The organism is Bacillus sp. EKM208B (assembly GCF_011800725.1).
Lineage (GTDB): Bacteria > Bacillota > Bacilli > Bacillales > Bacillaceae > Bacillus > Bacillus velezensis.
On record NZ_JAANHO010000002.1, the window covers coordinates 209,240 to 225,615 of the forward strand.

Annotated in this window: 13 protein-coding genes; 2 read left to right on the plus strand and 11 right to left on the minus strand. The window is 45.8% G+C overall.

From position 1 onward, the window contains the following. Nucleotides 1-100: 100 nt before the first annotated feature. The 4 genes from manR to G9F75_RS03850 form a co-directional block, all read right to left on the minus strand. On the minus strand, nt 101-2,053 hold the full coding sequence (manR, locus tag G9F75_RS03835) for a mannose transport/utilization transcriptional regulator ManR (protein WP_022552908.1): 1,953 nt from the start codon (nt 2,051-2,053) through the stop codon (nt 101-103). Nucleotides 2,054-2,276: 223 nt separating this feature from the next. Then, complete coding sequence (locus tag G9F75_RS03840; protein ID WP_022552907.1) at nt 2,277-3,194, minus strand: MBL fold metallo-hydrolase; 918 nt, start codon at nt 3,192-3,194, stop codon at nt 2,277-2,279. Between the two features lie 46 nt (nt 3,195-3,240). Then, nucleotides 3,241-3,723: a Cys-tRNA(Pro) deacylase gene (ybaK, locus tag G9F75_RS03845; protein ID WP_012118054.1), complete on the minus strand. Its 483-nt coding sequence runs from the start codon at nt 3,721-3,723 to the stop codon at nt 3,241-3,243. A gap of 63 nt (nt 3,724-3,786) precedes the next feature. Further along, nucleotides 3,787-4,671, minus strand: a complete 885-nt coding sequence (locus tag G9F75_RS03850) for a LysR substrate-binding domain-containing protein (protein WP_021494363.1) — start codon at nt 4,669-4,671, stop codon at nt 3,787-3,789. Nucleotides 4,672-4,795: 124 nt separating this feature from the next. Between G9F75_RS03850 and G9F75_RS03855 the strand changes: the two genes are divergently transcribed. Beyond that, on the plus strand, nt 4,796-6,004 hold the full coding sequence (locus G9F75_RS03855) for an MFS transporter (RefSeq protein ID WP_021494364.1): 1,209 nt from the start codon (nt 4,796-4,798) through the stop codon (nt 6,002-6,004). 149 nt (nt 6,005-6,153) lie between these two features. Here the strand turns inward: G9F75_RS03855 and G9F75_RS03860 are convergent, their stop codons facing one another. The 7 genes from G9F75_RS03860 to G9F75_RS03890 all read right to left on the minus strand — a co-directional run bounded on the left by G9F75_RS03860 (nt 6,154) and on the right by G9F75_RS03890 (nt 13,125). After that, on the minus strand, nt 6,154-9,315 hold the full coding sequence (locus G9F75_RS03860; RefSeq protein ID WP_167408929.1) for a bifunctional cytochrome P450/NADPH--P450 reductase: 3,162 nt from the start codon (nt 9,313-9,315) through the stop codon (nt 6,154-6,156). Nucleotides 9,316-9,342: 27 nt separating this feature from the next. Beyond that, entirely contained in the window at nt 9,343-9,909 is a 567-nt protein-coding gene (locus tag G9F75_RS03865) for a TetR/AcrR family transcriptional regulator (RefSeq protein WP_021494366.1), read from the minus strand. A 209-nt stretch (nt 9,910-10,118) separates the two neighbouring features. Then, a complete protein-coding gene (locus G9F75_RS03870) occupies nt 10,119-10,658 on the minus strand; it encodes a class I SAM-dependent methyltransferase (protein ID WP_007408228.1) in 540 nt (179 codons plus the stop codon). A 172-nt stretch (nt 10,659-10,830) separates the two neighbouring features. Continuing rightward, nucleotides 10,831-10,986, minus strand: a complete 156-nt coding sequence (locus tag G9F75_RS03875; protein WP_007408227.1) for a hypothetical protein — start codon at nt 10,984-10,986, stop codon at nt 10,831-10,833. A gap of 172 nt (nt 10,987-11,158) precedes the next feature. Next, complete coding sequence (locus G9F75_RS03880; protein WP_003152787.1) at nt 11,159-11,299, minus strand: YrzI family small protein; 141 nt, start codon at nt 11,297-11,299, stop codon at nt 11,159-11,161. Between the two features lie 389 nt (nt 11,300-11,688). Further along, nucleotides 11,689-12,489, minus strand: a complete 801-nt coding sequence (locus G9F75_RS03885) for a formate/nitrite transporter family protein (RefSeq protein WP_007408225.1) — start codon at nt 12,487-12,489, stop codon at nt 11,689-11,691. 267 nt (nt 12,490-12,756) lie between these two features. Further along, entirely contained in the window at nt 12,757-13,125 is a 369-nt protein-coding gene (locus G9F75_RS03890; protein ID WP_007408224.1) for a Na-translocating system protein MpsC family protein, read from the minus strand. Between the two features lie 306 nt (nt 13,126-13,431). Between G9F75_RS03890 and fdhF the strand changes: the two genes are divergently transcribed. Then, nucleotides 13,432-16,374, plus strand: a complete 2,943-nt coding sequence (gene fdhF / locus G9F75_RS03895; RefSeq protein ID WP_087920802.1) for a formate dehydrogenase subunit alpha — start codon at nt 13,432-13,434, stop codon at nt 16,372-16,374. Nucleotides 16,375-16,376: the final 2 nt, after the last annotated feature.

A 16,376-nucleotide genomic window follows, 5' to 3' on the forward strand; every position in this document is an offset into this window, starting at 1 on the left:
GAAATCAGCCTGTGATAAGCGCGTTTTTTTACCATAAGTTCCGGAAATAACGGCATTTTTCCCTATAAACAGAAAAAAAGCAGGGAGCCATTCCCTGCTTTTAATAGTTTAAATACGATAAAAACGTCATCACATTTTTTTCTTCCGTCAGTTTTTGAATAAATGCCGGCTGCTCGCTAAGATAGGAAAGCTCACTGAATAATTGCTTTACCTTGTTTTGATCTTCGTGTTTGACGGCAAGCATAAAAACGAGCGACACCTTTTCCGTCCCCCACTCAATCGGCTCTTTTAAGGTGGCGATTGCAATGGCTGATTGTTTGATATATTTAGAGTTCGCGTGAGGGATAGCAATACCCGCCCCGATATTTGTCGCCGACATTTTTTCTCTCATTACTGCATGAATGCCATACTCTTTTTCTACATAGCCTTTTTCATACAAAGCCTGCGCCAGCTTTTCAATGACCTGATAACGGTGCTCTGTCTCTTGCTGTAAAAAAACGAGAAACGGAGTCGTGTCGTTCAGCATTTTAAACGTTTTTTGCTCCCGGCGATGTGATGTATCAAGCTGTTGCATAAATGCGCTGAGCTTCTTTTCATCAGCAGACTCCAAAAGCGGTGATACGACAATATGAGGGATCGTTACATTTCCAAGCCCTATCGTAGAAATGACGAAATCTATATCTTTATGCTTTTTGATATACTCTTTCAGCTCCGCTTTTGCGATACAGTCTTTTACCGTAATGTGATGAAATTTGCGTTCAATTTTAGTCCGCAGCAATTGCGACATGCCAATGCCCATATGGCAGACGATGATCGTCCTTTTAGGGTTATGGCTGCTTCGGCGCAGCCGTTCGATCGCTGCCTGAAAATGCAGCGTCAAATATGCCGCCTCTTCTTCAGGAATACAGAGATCAAATGTTTGATTGATGTCTTCTAAAACGTCAATGATAAGATGAAACAAATAAGGGTACATTTTTTTGATGTCGTGAAGCATGGGGTTTGAAACAGAGAGATCATAGCTCAGCCGCTTCAACACCGGATCGAGATGAATGTTCAATCCGTTGATCAGTTCCTGGTCTTTATGAAAATCCAGCATTTGCAGTTCTGAAACACAGTTGATCAAATGCCTGACGACTTTGGAAAGCTCAGAATCTTCAAGATCAAGCTTCTTTTCTTGCTGCGATGGATAGCGGACTTTCCCGCCTATAATATGTAAAGTTAAATAGACGGCTTCTTCCTCAGGAAACCGGATGGCAAATACCGGCTCAAGCCGTTTTAAACAAGCCAGTGTCCATTCATATTCTTTCTTCTTTTTTACCGCGTCCAGCTGTCTTGCAGAAATGGCGACCGGCTGTTTCATTTTGATACGGCGGATCGTCAGCAATGTATGCAGCAGCAAACTTTCAAATGTTTCATCCGTAAAATAGATAGAATGGTTTTTTTGTAATAACTTGATTTCTTTTCTCACAAAGTCCGCTTCATGACTTAAAAACTTACTTTTTATAAATTGGCTTGTAAACTCCATATTATCAATCAAATCTGAAATTCGCGCCAATGCTTTTCTTTTGTTTTTTTCGTCCCCTTCAATCTTTAAGCCGAGCCGCTGTTTAGAAACCAGCGTGAGATCAAATCGCTTCAGCCACTCTTCAACCGCACTTACATCCTTTTTAATGGAAGCTCTGTTTACAAAATGCTGTGCGGCAATTTCTTTTGCGGAAACGGGCTTTGAATTCATTAATAAATCATAAGCGATGTGAAGTATTCTTTCTTCATCGGTCTTGTGCCTGCACGTAAAGTGCTCATTATAAATTTGCCGGCTTAACTGTGACCTTTCCTGTTCAGATATATGTAAATAGACGCCTAATCCCGGTTTGCGGATCAGCTGAGCTTGAGCATGTTCATTCAGGAAATCTTCAATCGTTTTCAAATCATTCCTGATCGTTTTTTCAGAACAGCGGACCCTGTCTGCGAAATCTTGCACAACTAAGTAGTCATCAGGTTCAGATAACAACAGATACAAAATCTTTTTCTGCCTTGAATTCATGTATTTCATCTGTTTTTCTATCCTTCCTGTCCGTTTCTGCTGAAGCAATTGTGATAGGTTAAATATACTGCACATACGAAACCGTTTTCATTTTATAGTGAAACAAAAGAGTAAAAAGTTTTGTTTTTTACCGCAGGTTCCGGAAAAATCATGTTTTATACAGAGCTATTCACATTGACAATAAAACACCAACCGTTTTTAAACGATTGGTGTCGGCAGCGAAAACCTGCTGTTACAGCCAAAATGTTTCGCCAAGCGCTAATGCTTTCAGGTTTTCAGGAGGTAATGCAAGCCGGTTCCACTCGCCGTGCAGTCTGCTTAATGCTTCCGGGCCTGTATCATCAGCAAGCCGGAATGCCCCGTAATGCATCGGAATGAAGCTGTCAGCCTTCAGCTCCAAAAACGCTTTCACGGCGTCTTCCGGATTGATATGTGACACTTGCATAAACCATTCCGGTTCGTATGCTCCGATCGGCATCAGAGCCGCCTTAATACGAAACCTCTCTCCGATTTCTTTAAAGCCTTCAAAATAGCCTGTATCTCCTGCAAAATAGATGGACTCGCCGTTTTCGCTTTCTATGACCCAGCCTCCCCAATGAGAGGTATCGGTATCCCAAAGCGTTCTCCGTGTCCAGTGCTGGGCCGGAACAAATGATATATTCACCCCCCGCATCTCAAAACGATCCCACCAATTCATTTCATGGACCTTTTTGCGGCCTTTTTTGTTGAACAGCTTTTTCAGTCCCGCAGGCACGTAAAAATCCGGGTTTCCTCTCAGTTTTTTTATGCTCGGAAAATCAAGATGGTCATAATGCCCGTGTGAAATGAGCACGGCATCAATGTCGGGCAGTTCGCTCAATTCATATCCCGGCTCTGTCAGCCGTTTTTGAAAACCCATCCGCCGCGCCCATACAGGGTCGGTCATTATGTTAAGCCCCTGTATTTGGATCAGAAATGAAGAATGGCCGATCCATGTTATGGCGGTTTCCGTCCGATTGACGGCAACATCACGGACATCCCTAGTGACCGCTTTCGGAATGTTCTCGCTTAAGTCTTTACTTTTCTCTCTTCGTTCTTTCATCCATTTCAACATGTCCCTGAATCCATGTTCATTCTTCACGCCATTCAAGTTTTCATATCTTTTTTTCATTATCATTCTCCCTTGACACGTGTATTCCATTAGATTCATCGGACATTTATACAATGTCTGTAAATACCGCCCCGCTTGCTTCGGCTAAATCTTGAGGCGCTGCTTTCAGCTGCATTCCGATTTTCCCCGCACTGACAATCATAAACTCCAGTGTTTCAGCGGATCTATCAATAAAAGTCGGAAACCTTTTTTTCATGCCGATCGGAGAGCAGCCGCCGCGCATATAGCCGGTTACTCCCAAAAGGTCCTTCATGGCAATCATTTCTATTTTCTTCTCACCTGCCGCCTTCGCAGCCTTTTTCAGATTCAGTTCTTTTGCAACGGGAACGACAAAGACGTAATAACGATCTGTTCCTGCAGATGCCACTAAGGTTTTATAAACATATTCGGCAGCGTATCCGATTTTTTGTGAAACGGAAAGACCGTCTGCGGGCTGTCCCCCTTCTGTTTTGTAACCTAATAGCTCATAGGGAATGTTTTGCTGCTCAATGATACGGACAGCATTTGTTTTCACTGTTTTTTTCGCCATGGTTTTCCTCCATTTTCTGTATTTCCGCTTTATTTTCAACTTCGATTTTAATAAAATGACCGCTCAGTTGCGTGCTTTGTAATACTCAAGTGCAAACTGTTTAAAACGTTCAGCAGCGGGAGAGAGTGCATGGTTTTTCAGCTGGGCTAACGCTATGGTGCGTTCGCATTGGTAATCTGCAACCGGAAGAAAAACGACCGGAAAGTATGAATGCTCCGCGGTTTTCGGCAGCACTGCAGCCCCCAGACCCGCGGCGGTCAGCCCTAATATGGTTGACACTTCCTCTCCTTCAAATGCGAGATGCGGGTGTATATTCAAATCCCGGCACATCAGATCAAACATATACCTCAGTCCGTATCCCGGTTTAAAACCCACAAAATCCTCGTCCTGCATCTCTTTCATTTGAATGGTTTTATTTCCTGCAAGCGGGTGGTTCTCAGGAAGCACCGCATAAAGAGGCTCTTTCTCCAGCACTGTCCATTGTAAAAGCTCGCTGGGAAGCGGCGGGGAGCTGAGACAGATATCCGCCTCTCCCGTTTCCACCATTTTGCGAAGCGTTTCATTTGCGCCTTGATAAAGCCGGAAGGTCACGTTTGGGTATAGCTTTTTAAATTCGGCAATCAGCTGAGGCATTAAACGCAGCCCGAGCGTATGAAGAAAAGATACAGATATTTCGCCGTGTTCCAGGCTCATATTCTTTTTCACTTGTTCAACGCCTTCATTTAAAGCTCGTCTCGCTTGTTTTGCTTTTATTAAGAACTGCTCTCCGTGCCTTGTCAGCCGGACTGCTTTTGTCTCTCTGTAAAATAACGGCGCGCCTAATTCTTCTTCGAGCCTGATAATCGATCGGCTTAATGCCGGCTGAGAAATCATTCTTTCTTTTGCCGCATTTGTGAAATGCTGATGAGTTGCCGCCGCAATGAAGTTGTCAATTTGATGAAGCTCCATTTTCTCCTTCTCCCCTTTCTTCATAACCTTCACGCATTAATTCTATAGTTATTATAAATTAGACACATTGAAATGAAAAGCGTACGATACATATATAACCAACAGTGAGAAAAGAGGGACATTCATGACGTTTATTCAGCCTCATACAAAGGCTTACAGAAAGGCCAGCTTGGCTCTGTTTATCAGCGGCTTTGTGACCTTCGCCACGCTTTACACGACACAGCCGCTTATGCCTTTGTTTTCGGAAGAGTTTCATATTTCCGCTGCGGCTGCCAGTTTAACTTTATCCATCTCAACAGCCGTTTTGGCATTTTCATTATTGGCCGCCGCTTCGTTGTCTGACGGATTCGGCAGAAAAAAATTAATGGTGCTGTCGTTAACAGCTACATCTGTTTTAGGTCTATTAACAGCGTTCAGTCCGGCTTTTCCGGCGCTTTTGGCGATGAGGGCGCTGCTCGGTATTTTCCTGGCAGGCGTTCCGGCTGTCGCTATGACATATGTAGGCGAGGAGTTTGATCCGCAGGGCCTCGGGAAAATGATGGGCTTGTATATCAGCGGCACAAGCATCGGGGGAATGAGCGGCAGGCTGTTAACGGGGCTTCTGACCGATGTATTCGGCTGGCGGCCGGCGCTTGCCATCATCGGCATTCTTTCTATTGTATTAAGCTATTTGTTTTGGCGTTTTCTTCCGGCTCCGCGCCATTCATCTCAGCGGCATGAGGGCGTAAAAGCGGCATGTAAGGAATACGGAGCGGTCCTGCACCGCAAACGGCTGCTTTTGTTAATATCTCTGGGATTTATATTAATGGGGAGTTTTGTGACATTATATAATTATATCGGCTTTCATTTAATGGCGGCTCCTTATCATTTGTCGCAGACTGTGATCGGTTTTATTTTTATTGTCTATCTCGCGGGAACGTTCAGCTCTGTCTATATGGGAAAAAAAGCAGATCTTTTCGGAAGCGCAAAAATGATTAAGGTTGCGATTTTTGTTATGCTTGCCGGTGCAGCGGTGACACTTTTGCCCCAGCTTGCGCTTAAAATCGCGGGGATTGCCGTCTTTACCTTCGGCTTTTTCGGCGCGCATTCGATCGCAAGCGCCTGGGTCGGCCGCGCAGCCGGTGATCATCGCGCGCAAGCCTCTTCATTATATCTGCTTGCATACTATATCGGTTCAAGCGTGGCAGGGTCTTGCGGCGGTTTCTTTTGGACGCATTTTCATTGGATCGGTATCATTTCATTTATTTCGGTTTTGCTATTAGTGTCTTATCCGGTTTTATTTCTGGCGGAATTCAGAAAAAAGGGACATAGCCGCCTGCATGTAAATCAATAAAAACATTAAAGATTTGTGTCTTTTGTCCGATACTAAAGTTAAGGCCGGCACGATACTCCCTATAACTATTCCTTTTGATTCAGTAGATTTCAAATATCGTGCCGGCTTTCTTCAATTAAAAAACATTCTTCAGTTGTCTCACTCTTCTGTTACATACCTGCCCAAACATCTTTCGCATATCTTCCTTCCGCCTGCAGCTGTTCAAGCCAATTCAAGGAAACTTTTGAATCAGTGTTATGCACCTTTTCATACGCCTGAAGCAGTACATTTTCGACGGCCGGAGCCATTTTGCTTCCGTCGCCGCATATATAGAGATGGCCGCCTTGGTCAAGAAGCGCAATAATTTGTGCAGCCTCGCGAAGCAGGACATCCTGTACGTAAACTTTACAGTCCTGATCTAATCTGGAATACGCCCGATGCACGGTGACAAGGCCGTTTTTCTCCGCATCGTCGAATTCATCTTTGTACAGATCGTCTTCTTCAGGATGCCGGCAGCCGAAGTATAAATGAGCTTCGCCCAGGCTGTTACCGGACATTTTTTCGGCAGCCCGCGCCTGGATAAATCCCCTGAACGGCGCAATTCCTGTGCCTGCTCCGACCATAATGAGAGGCGTTTTCGGATTTTCAGGCAATGCGAAACCCGACTGCGGCGAGCGGATGAAACAGACGGCAGGATCGCCATTCTGTAATCCGGCTAAATAGTTCGAAGCCACGCCCCGGTATTCCCCACGGCCGCTCCATGCCGGAGCCGTCACAACGCCGACCGTGATACTGAGCTCCCCGCTGGCTGCCTTCGGTGAGCTTGAGATTGAATAATAGCGCGCCTTTAAGGATGGCAGAAGTTCTAAAAAGCGCTCAAACGGCAGTTCACATGCAGGATAATCTTCCAACAGGTCCAGCATGGTCATTCGTTTTTTCAGCACGTTTTCTTTATATGCCGCATCATCAGAATAAAGATGCTCCAATTCTTTTTGGTGCGGCGGGCACACGGTATGTGCGGCAAGTTCGCGAAGCTGGGCTCTCGTTGCCGGCTCCTGCAGCTCTACATAGGACGCCAAAAGCTCCGGCGCATTAACCGGCCGGTCCATCGGCAGATGAGGCAGCTGCCGGCCCTTGATCTTAAAGTGCTGGTTCGGATCAAGACCGAATCGGCGAATGACACGGCTGATCAGTTCCCCGCTGTTTTGCGGAAGCACCCCGAGATGATCTCCTTCCTGATACGTTTCTGTTTCGGGGAGACGCAGCTCAATATGCCGGACTGAGCGCTTGCTGCTTTCGGTATGAAGCTCTTTGTTCGTGATGACCTCCGCCTCAAATGCTTTGTACGTTTTGGCAATCGGCGTCTCGGCTGCTTCACTCACGTATTCGATTGATAACTGTGATTTGTTTGTCTGTTTTGGAGCGGCCTCTATATGAAAAGCCTTCATGATGTCCTTCCAGAATGAGTCTTCCCAGGCTTCCTGACTGTACTCAAAATCATCGGCATTGTCGCCCTCCCCGATAGAGGTCAGCCGTTTTGCCCCTTTTTCTTCAAGCACTTTGTCTATCAGGCGGGGGATCCTCTGGTAAGTGGCGGCCCAGTTGCGGTCTCCGCAGCCGAAGACGGCGTAAGAAACACCCTTTAATTCCTGATCTTCAAGGGTTTCCATCCATTTCACAAAACCCGCCGCATTATCAGGCGGCGCCCCGTTATAAGAAGCCGTAACAATAACGACCGCGCCTTTTACAGGCAGTTTCCCGGCATAATCATCGAGCGGTCCGGTTTCAGTTGAAAATCCTTTGCTTCTTCCGATATCAGCCAGCTCTTCCGCGATTCCTTCCGCAGTTCCTAAATTTGATCCGTAAAGAATGAGAAGCGGCGTTCCGTGGGACGGGATTTCTTTCATTTCTTCTTTGTGACCGCTGCCTTCAGCTTTATGGTTTTGTGCGGACTGCTGATTGGACACGTCCTTGTTTTTCACACGGATTTTAAAATCACCGGGCTTAATGGTTAGAGCTTCTTTAATCGTAAGCTCATAATCAGTATGATCAATCAGTTCAAAGTGTTTCAGGACAAGGCCGAGCACCATTGTCGCTTCCTGCAGGGCAAACTGCATCCCGATGCATGCGCGCTGTCCGTTTCCGAACGGCTTATACGCATCTGCCGGAATGGCCGCGGGATCACTGAACCTTTCCGGGCGGAATGACTCGGCATCTTCTCCCCACGCACTTTTATCCCGGTGCAGCTGCGGAGTCAGAATCGTCACCGGCTGTCCCTTCGCAATCGGATATTTCCCGCCGAGAACCGTATCTTCCTTCGCGTACAGAGAAAATGCCGGGGCAGTCGGATACAGCCGCAAAGTCTCGTTTAGCACCATGCGGATATATGTCAGCTGCTGAATCTGCTTATATTCAGGTGTCTCTCCCGTCAGCACCCGCTCGGCTTCCTGAACGGCTTTTTTCAATTTATCTTTATTTTTCAGCAGGCAATATATCGCAAAAGAAAGCAACCCGCTTGTGGTTTCATGCCCCGCGATCAAAAAGGTAATGATTTGATAACGGATATTTTCATCATCCAGCCTTTCCCCCGTTACAGGGTCTTTCGCTTCAAGCATCAATGCTAAAAGGTCAGACAGATTTTCATCCGGATTTTCCCTCCGCTCAGCGATGATCCGGTCTACAAGCGAATTCATCTCTTCAATATCCTGCTGGAACTGATGTCTCGTTTTGATCATCAGCTTGTCCTGCAGGCTGTGTCTCTGCGATTGGCGCATTGCCTCCTGCAGCGCACGAAGCATACTTGTGATAAAAGGATGCTGTGTGTCGCGGTAAAAGCTGTTAAAGCGGTAATGAAATCCGCACAGGCCGATTGTATCCAGCGTCAGGCGCGTCATATCTTCGGCGACGTCAATTTCTTCATTCGGATTTAATCTGCTCCATTTCTGCACGAGCTGCATGGCAATATCCAGCATCATTGAATGATAGCCTTTCATCGCCTTCTGGCTGAAGCTCGGCAATAAAATCCGATGCGCTTTCTGCCAGTTCTTTTCGTGAGTCCAGCTCGTAAATAGTCCGTCACCGCCAAACTCACGGACTTTCAGCAGGGCTTTGCTGAGATTTTTGTCAAATCGCTTTTCATCACAGACTTCTGCCGCGAGCTCGCGGCCTGATACGAAGACCCCGACAGAGCTCGGAAATTCAAAACGAAAGATCGGGCCGTATTCTTCGGCAATTTTCCAAAGCGATTGTGACAGTTTTTCTTTTTCCAAGTGAGGGAGATTTTTCAGAGGCCCGTATGTTTTCGGCTGCGGTATAGCGCTTAGCTGTTTCATATCGATCTTCCTTCCTTCGGCGTATAATTAATGAGTTCTGATGGCATCCCAAGAACATTGTTCCAATTCTTTCAGAAACGGTTTTGTTATTTCGACGCTTCCCGTCCGGACAAGCTGATAGAGTTTTAGATATGCCCCGAGCAGCAGCGCCATCAGCACATTGGACGGCAGATTGCGGAGCACACCTTCAGACTTGCCGCGCTGAAAAAAGACGTCAAGCATCTGTGTTATTTCATCAAGAAGCTTACGGCTCGTTTCATTCAGAAAGTAGGCGTCCTTATTCGTTTCAAGAAAAAACAATGCATACTCACTTTCCTTCGTAAAATCAATCAGACAATAAAACAGGTGATGAAACCCTTCTCTTACAGATATATCCTGAAAGTCCGTTTTGACTTTTTTCATAAAACGCTGCGCACTTTCCTGATACAGTACGTTCACAAGTGTCTCTTTACTGTCAAAGTAACGGTAAATTGTGCCGGTTCCGACATCGGCCTGAGCGGCAATCATCGGAATCGTCGTTGCGTCAAATCCTCTATCTGTAAACAAAGTAAGCGACGCTTTCATAATGAGTTCAACCTTGTTTGAAGCTGTCATTTCATCCCCCTTTCTAAATGCGGAATGAATATTCATTCCGTTTGTTCAAAATATTTAAAATGTACGGTCATCTGATTATCATTGTATAAGAAAAAAACTTTTTTTAATATAAAATATATGTGAAATAACCAAAAATAAGGAAATATGCCCAATTTCACAAAAAGAGCTGCAGTGACTTAAGCAGCTCTTTTTATTTCCCAAGAAATATTCTATTTAATGGCAGTAATAAAATGGAATGAATCTCTGCTGACAACTGAAATGTCTCTGAAATGCTGATCATAGAGCACCTCAATCACATCCTTCTCACTCATCCGCGAAGGCTTCAAAACCATATAGAAACACCCGTCAATTTGAAGAACGCGGTACACTTCTTTACATGCTGTCCGGTAATCGCTGACTGTTTCAGCAGTATGTAACGAGAAGACTTTATGAAAACTGCGGTCGCGGAACGGTATGCTTTCCGGCCTCCCCTGCTGAATGTTTCCGAGCCCGGCTTTTATAACCGAACGGTTTGCGCGCTGTGTTTTCCGTATTTTACGTTTCGATGTTTCTATGCTTTTAAGACTGCCCTTTTCAAGCTGTCCGATGATTTGTTTAAACATGGAGCCGTTTCCGGTCCCGATTTCCAAAATGCGGTCGTATTCCTGTATGTCCATCAAGATTTGCTGAATGACTGACTCTGCCGGTTCTGATGCAGCAAAGTATTTCGCGCGCATTCGTTTTAATGCTGAAGATGTATGTTGCAACATTGTATAACACCCGCTTTTCCATTCCTGTGATTTATTATTCAGAAATAATATTACCTCGTATTAGTATGAGGTACTAACTAGACGCACTTCTCTTCATGAACGTTTCGATTTATTTGAAATTTATATTTGTTTTCATAAAAAAAAGACGGAAAACGTAGGTTTTCCGCCTGCTCTAGTACCAATAATACGGTGCTATATATCTTGTCTGCCGGGAAAGCGCCGCCATTCTCTGCCGGCGGTACGGGTTGCCGTAGCCGTGTTTAAATGAATGAGGCATTGACGCATACCCGTGCCCGATGGATGGAATTCTGTTCTGACCGCCCTGCATGCTATCACCCGCTAACCAATTTTTCTTTCTTTACCATGGTATGCAGGCCGTCTGCGACGTGACAGCAACATCCTCGCTAAACCTGGTCCTTCTCCATTGTGTAATGATTCAGCAGTTCAATTCTGAACATGATGATCTCCTCCTTCTCCTCCGTTTTGGCCCTTCGTGTCCGTTAGTTCATATAAAAATGTTTCAGCTGGCGTTCTTTCGCTTCATTATAAAACTCTTCGACCTGCTGTTCTCGTTCATACTCTTCCGCACTTTTAAAACGCTTTGAAATGGTCAGTGTTAAAAAGAAAAGATTAATGGTCATTATCGCTCACCCCCTTTCAATATCCGCACAAGCGAAAATAACCCGCAGCAAAGTTCATATGCGCTGCGGGCAGACTAAATCCGCAGACAAAAGAAGACGGTGCTTCTTTCCCTGCGGGGAGCTGCGAATGTCCTGATACTCCGAAATTAACGTGCTTGACGGGCAGAGGTTAAGGAAGGACACGAACTCTTCCACAGGCTGAATCGGTTCAATTGTAGATTTTGATTGCCGTTTAACGTCGTCATGTGATTCAACCTCCCTTTGCTTTTTTCTTACTTTGTAAGTATATCCATCAACTTCCATTTTGTAAACATTTTTTTCAAGATTTGGACGGAAAATGTGCTGGCATTCCGCTTCAATTGTCCGTGTTTTCCGGCATCTTTCTTACCTCAGGAAACTCTTTTCATCCCTTGCTTTTTCTGATCTTTTTTTGAATATGCAATAAAATAAATAAGGCCGACAAACACTGCCCCGCCGATGACATTCCCGATAAAGGCCGGAATGAGATTGCCAATCAGATCACCCCACGAAAAAGAACCTGCAAAAATCGCAGCCGGGATGATAAACATATTGGCTACAACGTGCTGAAAACCAATTGCGACAAACGCCATAATCGGAAACCATATACCCGCGATTTTTCCGGCTCCGTCTTCTGCGCCGAAAGAAAGCCAGACGGCCAAACAGACAAGCCAGTTACAGCCGATCGCCGAAACAATAACTTTTCCAAACGGCATATCCAATTTGCCTTGTGCGACCGCAATCGTTTTTTCCAAGTAAGGTCCTGTTTCGGTTAATCCGACAACATGTCCGAAAAAGTAAGCGACAAACAGTGCGCCGACAAGATTCATCAACGTCACGATCACCCAATTTTTCACTAATGCACCGGCGGATATTCTTCTGGAAAACAGCGCCATGGATACCGACATCATATTTCCCGTAATCAGCTCCGCGCCGGCAAGAACGACGAGCACCAATCCGATGGGAAACACGGACGCCCCGATTAAACTCGACAGGCTTCCCCATTCTTTCGGAAGGTCGCCGATGACACGGATATCAAGCAAATAACCGAGTGCGATAAACGCTCCTCCCAAAAATCCTAATACAATCAGTGCTGAAAGCGGTGAATGCACCTTTTTTACCCCTGATTCGACCGCAAGCTCCGCTATTTCGTCCGGTTTACGAAAAGCCATAATAACCCCTCCATTTAACAATTCAGCCCGCAGTTTCCAAAGACGCCTAACAAAAAAGGCAGCATTCAACTAACCCGTCTGAAAAAACGAGGGTTTGAATGCTGCCTAACTTGTATGCATACCCATACACCAATATCAAGCAGAATGAAAATATGCGGTATAGAATATGTACAGATCATGCACACATTCCATAAAAAATCGTCCTTAGGCCACTGCCGGCAGTTCATATCATATCAAATGTGACAATTTCGTGTCAATTGAATATTGTCAGCTTTTGATTTCTTCTTTATGCTCTTCAATTGAGCGGTCAAAGACAAACACCGATACAGCAATATTTTCCTCTATTTTTATATCTGAAAACAGATGCACCAGCTTTGCTCCGATGAGCTCTTCCATTCCGTCAGGCGTTTGTTTTGAATACAGTTCCTGAATTAAGCTGGTCCGCGCCGCATGAACCATTTCTCTTCCTTCAGGCGTGCGTGCGATAAACTGCTCACTTGCGCTTAGATTGCCGTAAAGTGTAGATACCGCCATGTTATCCACAAAAACGGTGTGAATTCGTTCAGGCCCCTTTCCAAATAATTCTTTGCGCAATTTCCGGATAATATCGTTAAATTCATGAATTTTTTTAGACATATTGTCCCCTCCGATTTTAGCCTATGAAAGACATTCCCGGTTCCCCTTTGTGACATTTCACCTGGTTAAAGTTTTCCTTTCGTATTGTATTATAATAAATATCACCTTATAATAAAAGCAGTGAAGATGGATTTGTAATAGGAAACGTGTTACGAGTCTATCGTTTTATACAAATAGGATTGGTCTGTTAGTAAGACTTGCTAGTGAACTATTCCGCCATGCGTATTTATACCGTTCTCCGGACAGGAGGCCGGTATCTATGTGCATGGCTTTTTTTCGAGTTTAAAAGATGGAGGGGAATTGGAAGTGACAGACGTTCAGTCTATCCGTGTCAAAATTGACGGCACGGAGTATGAAGCACCAGAGGGGTCTAAGATTTTAGATATTTTAAACCAAAACGGAATTGAGATTCCGCAAATATGCCATGTACCGGAAGTGGATCCGATTCAAACATGTGACACCTGTATTGTTGAAGTAAACGGGAAATTGCAGCGCTCTTGTTCCACGGCTGCAGAAAACGGGATGTCCATCTCGCTTACGTCGGGAAGGGTAAAAGAGGCTCAGACAGAGGCCATGGATCGCCTGCTCGAGAATCACCTGCTTTACTGTACGGTATGCGATAACAACAACGGCAACTGCACACTGCATAATACAGCGGAAATGATGGGAATTGAGCATCAGAAATATCCATATACGCCGAAAGATGATTCAAAGTGCGCGGTTGATATGTCTCACCCGTTTTACCGCTATGATCCGAACCAATGCATCGCCTGCGGCCAATGTGTGGAAGTGTGTCAAAACCTTCAGGTGAATGAGACTCTTTCAATTGATTGGGAGCGCGACCGCCCGCGGGTCATTTGGGATGAAGGCGTCGCCATTAATGAATCATCCTGCGTCAGCTGCGGCCAGTGTGTCACTGTCTGTCCTTGTAACGCACTGATGGAAAAATCAATGCTCGGCCAAGCCGGATTTATGACAGGTATAAAAGAAGATGTCATGGAACCGATGATTGATTTAGTAAAAAATGTTGAACCCGACTATACAAGCATCTTCGCCGTGTCAGAAGTGGAAGCGGCTATGCGCGATAAACGGACGAAAAAAACAAAAACAGTCTGCACGTTCTGCGGCGTCGGATGCTCTTTTGAAGTATGGACAAAAGGCCGTGACATCCTTAAAATTCAGCCTGTTTCCGATGCTCCGGTTAACGCGATTTCCACTTGTGTGAAAGGGAAATTCGGCTGGGACTTCGTGAATTCGGAAGAACGGATTACAAAACCGCTCATCCGGAAAAACGGCGCATTTGTTGAATCGTCATGGGAAGAAGCCCTTGACCTTGTCGCTTCAAGACTCGGTTCGATCAAGGCCGAACACGGAAATGGTTCTGTCGGTTTTATTTCTTCTTCTAAAATTACGAATGAAGACAACTACGTCATTCAAAAATTGGCACGCCAAGTATTTGAAACCAACAACGTGGATAACTGTTCACGCTACTGCCAGTCACCGGCAACGGACGGCTTATTCCGCACCGTCGGTATGGGCGGAGACGCCGGCACAATTAAAGATATCGCAAAAGCGGGCCTCGTGCTCATCGTCGGCGCCAATCCGGCGGAAGGACATCCGGTTCTGGCCACACGCGTGAAGCGCGCCCATAAGCTGCACGGCCAAAAACTGATTGTTGCCGATCTGCGCAGAAATGAAATGGCTGAACGGTCCGACCTCTTTATCAGCCCGAAACAAGGGACTGACCAGGTCTGGCTCATGGCAGTAACGAAATATATGATTGACCAAGGCTGGCACGATCAGGCGTTTATTGATGAAAATGTCAACTACTTTGATGATTATAAAGAAACGCTGGAAAAATACACATTGGAATATGCGGAGCGCATCACCGGACTTTCTCAGGATACGATCATCCGCATTGCCGAAATGATTCGTGATGCAGACGGCACTTGTGTTCTTTGGGGCATGGGCGTAACCCAGAATACAGGCGGCTCTGATACATCAGCGGCGATTTCCAACCTGCTGCTTGCCACAGGAAACTACCGCCGTCCGGGCGCCGGAGCCTATCCGCTGCGGGGACATAACAACGTTCAAGGCGCTTGCGATATGGGAACTCTTCCAGGCTGGCTTCCGGGATATCAGCATATTACAGATGATGCGGCACGCGCTAAATTCGAAAAAGCTTACGGTGTTGAAATTGACGGCAAGCCGGGTCTTGATAATATCGAAATGCTCCATGCGATTGAAGAAGGAAACATGAAAGCCATGTATCTCGTCGGTGAAGATATGGCGCTCGTCGATTCAAACGCCAACCATGTTCATGACATTTTATCCAGCCTTGATTTCTTTGTTGTACAGGATATTTTCCTTTCAAGAACGGCGCAATACGCGGATGTCATCCTGCCTGCGGTTCCATCTCTTGAAAAAGACGGAACATTTACAAACACAGAGCGTCGTGTGCAAAGATTGTATCAGGCGCTTCCGACACTCGGCGATGCAAAACCCGACTGGTGGATTATTCAGGAAGTCGCCAATCGTTTAGGCGCTGATTGGAATTACACGCATCCTAGCGACATTTTCTCAGAAATGGCGAGCCTTTCTCCGCTGTTCGGAAAAGCAAGCTACGACGTTCTTAGCGGCTGGAACAGCTTCCTGTGGGGAAGCTTTACGGGAGAAAGCACTCCGCTTCTTTATGAAGACGGCTTTAACTTCCCGGACAAAAAAGCCCGCTTTGCGCTGAGCGATTGGGTGGAGCCTGCTGTATTCCCTGAAGAATATGACCTGCATATTAACAACGGACGGATGCTTGAACATTTCCACGAAGGAAACATGACAAACAAGTCAAAAGGCATTCAGTCTAAAGTTCCGGATGTATTTGTTGAAGTATCGCCGGAGCTCGCGGCTGAACGCGGAATTTGCGACGGAACAATGATCCGGCTCGTCTCTCCTTTTGGGGCGGTTAAATTGAACGCGCTTGTGACAGACCGCGTCCGCGCAAATGAGCTTTATCTGCCGATGAACTCTACAGATAAAGATTCTGCGATTAATTTCCTGACCGGGCCTGCGTATGATTCACGGACACATACACCTGCCTATAAGCAGACAAAAGTCCGCATGGAAGTGCTCGGTTCCTGTGATACTCCGCCGCTTCCGAAAACGAATCCGCGGAACAAAAAACGTCATCCGCAAAACGGTGTGGAAGCTCAGCGAAAATGGAACCGTCCGGGCTATGTGCACTTAACTGATTAAGG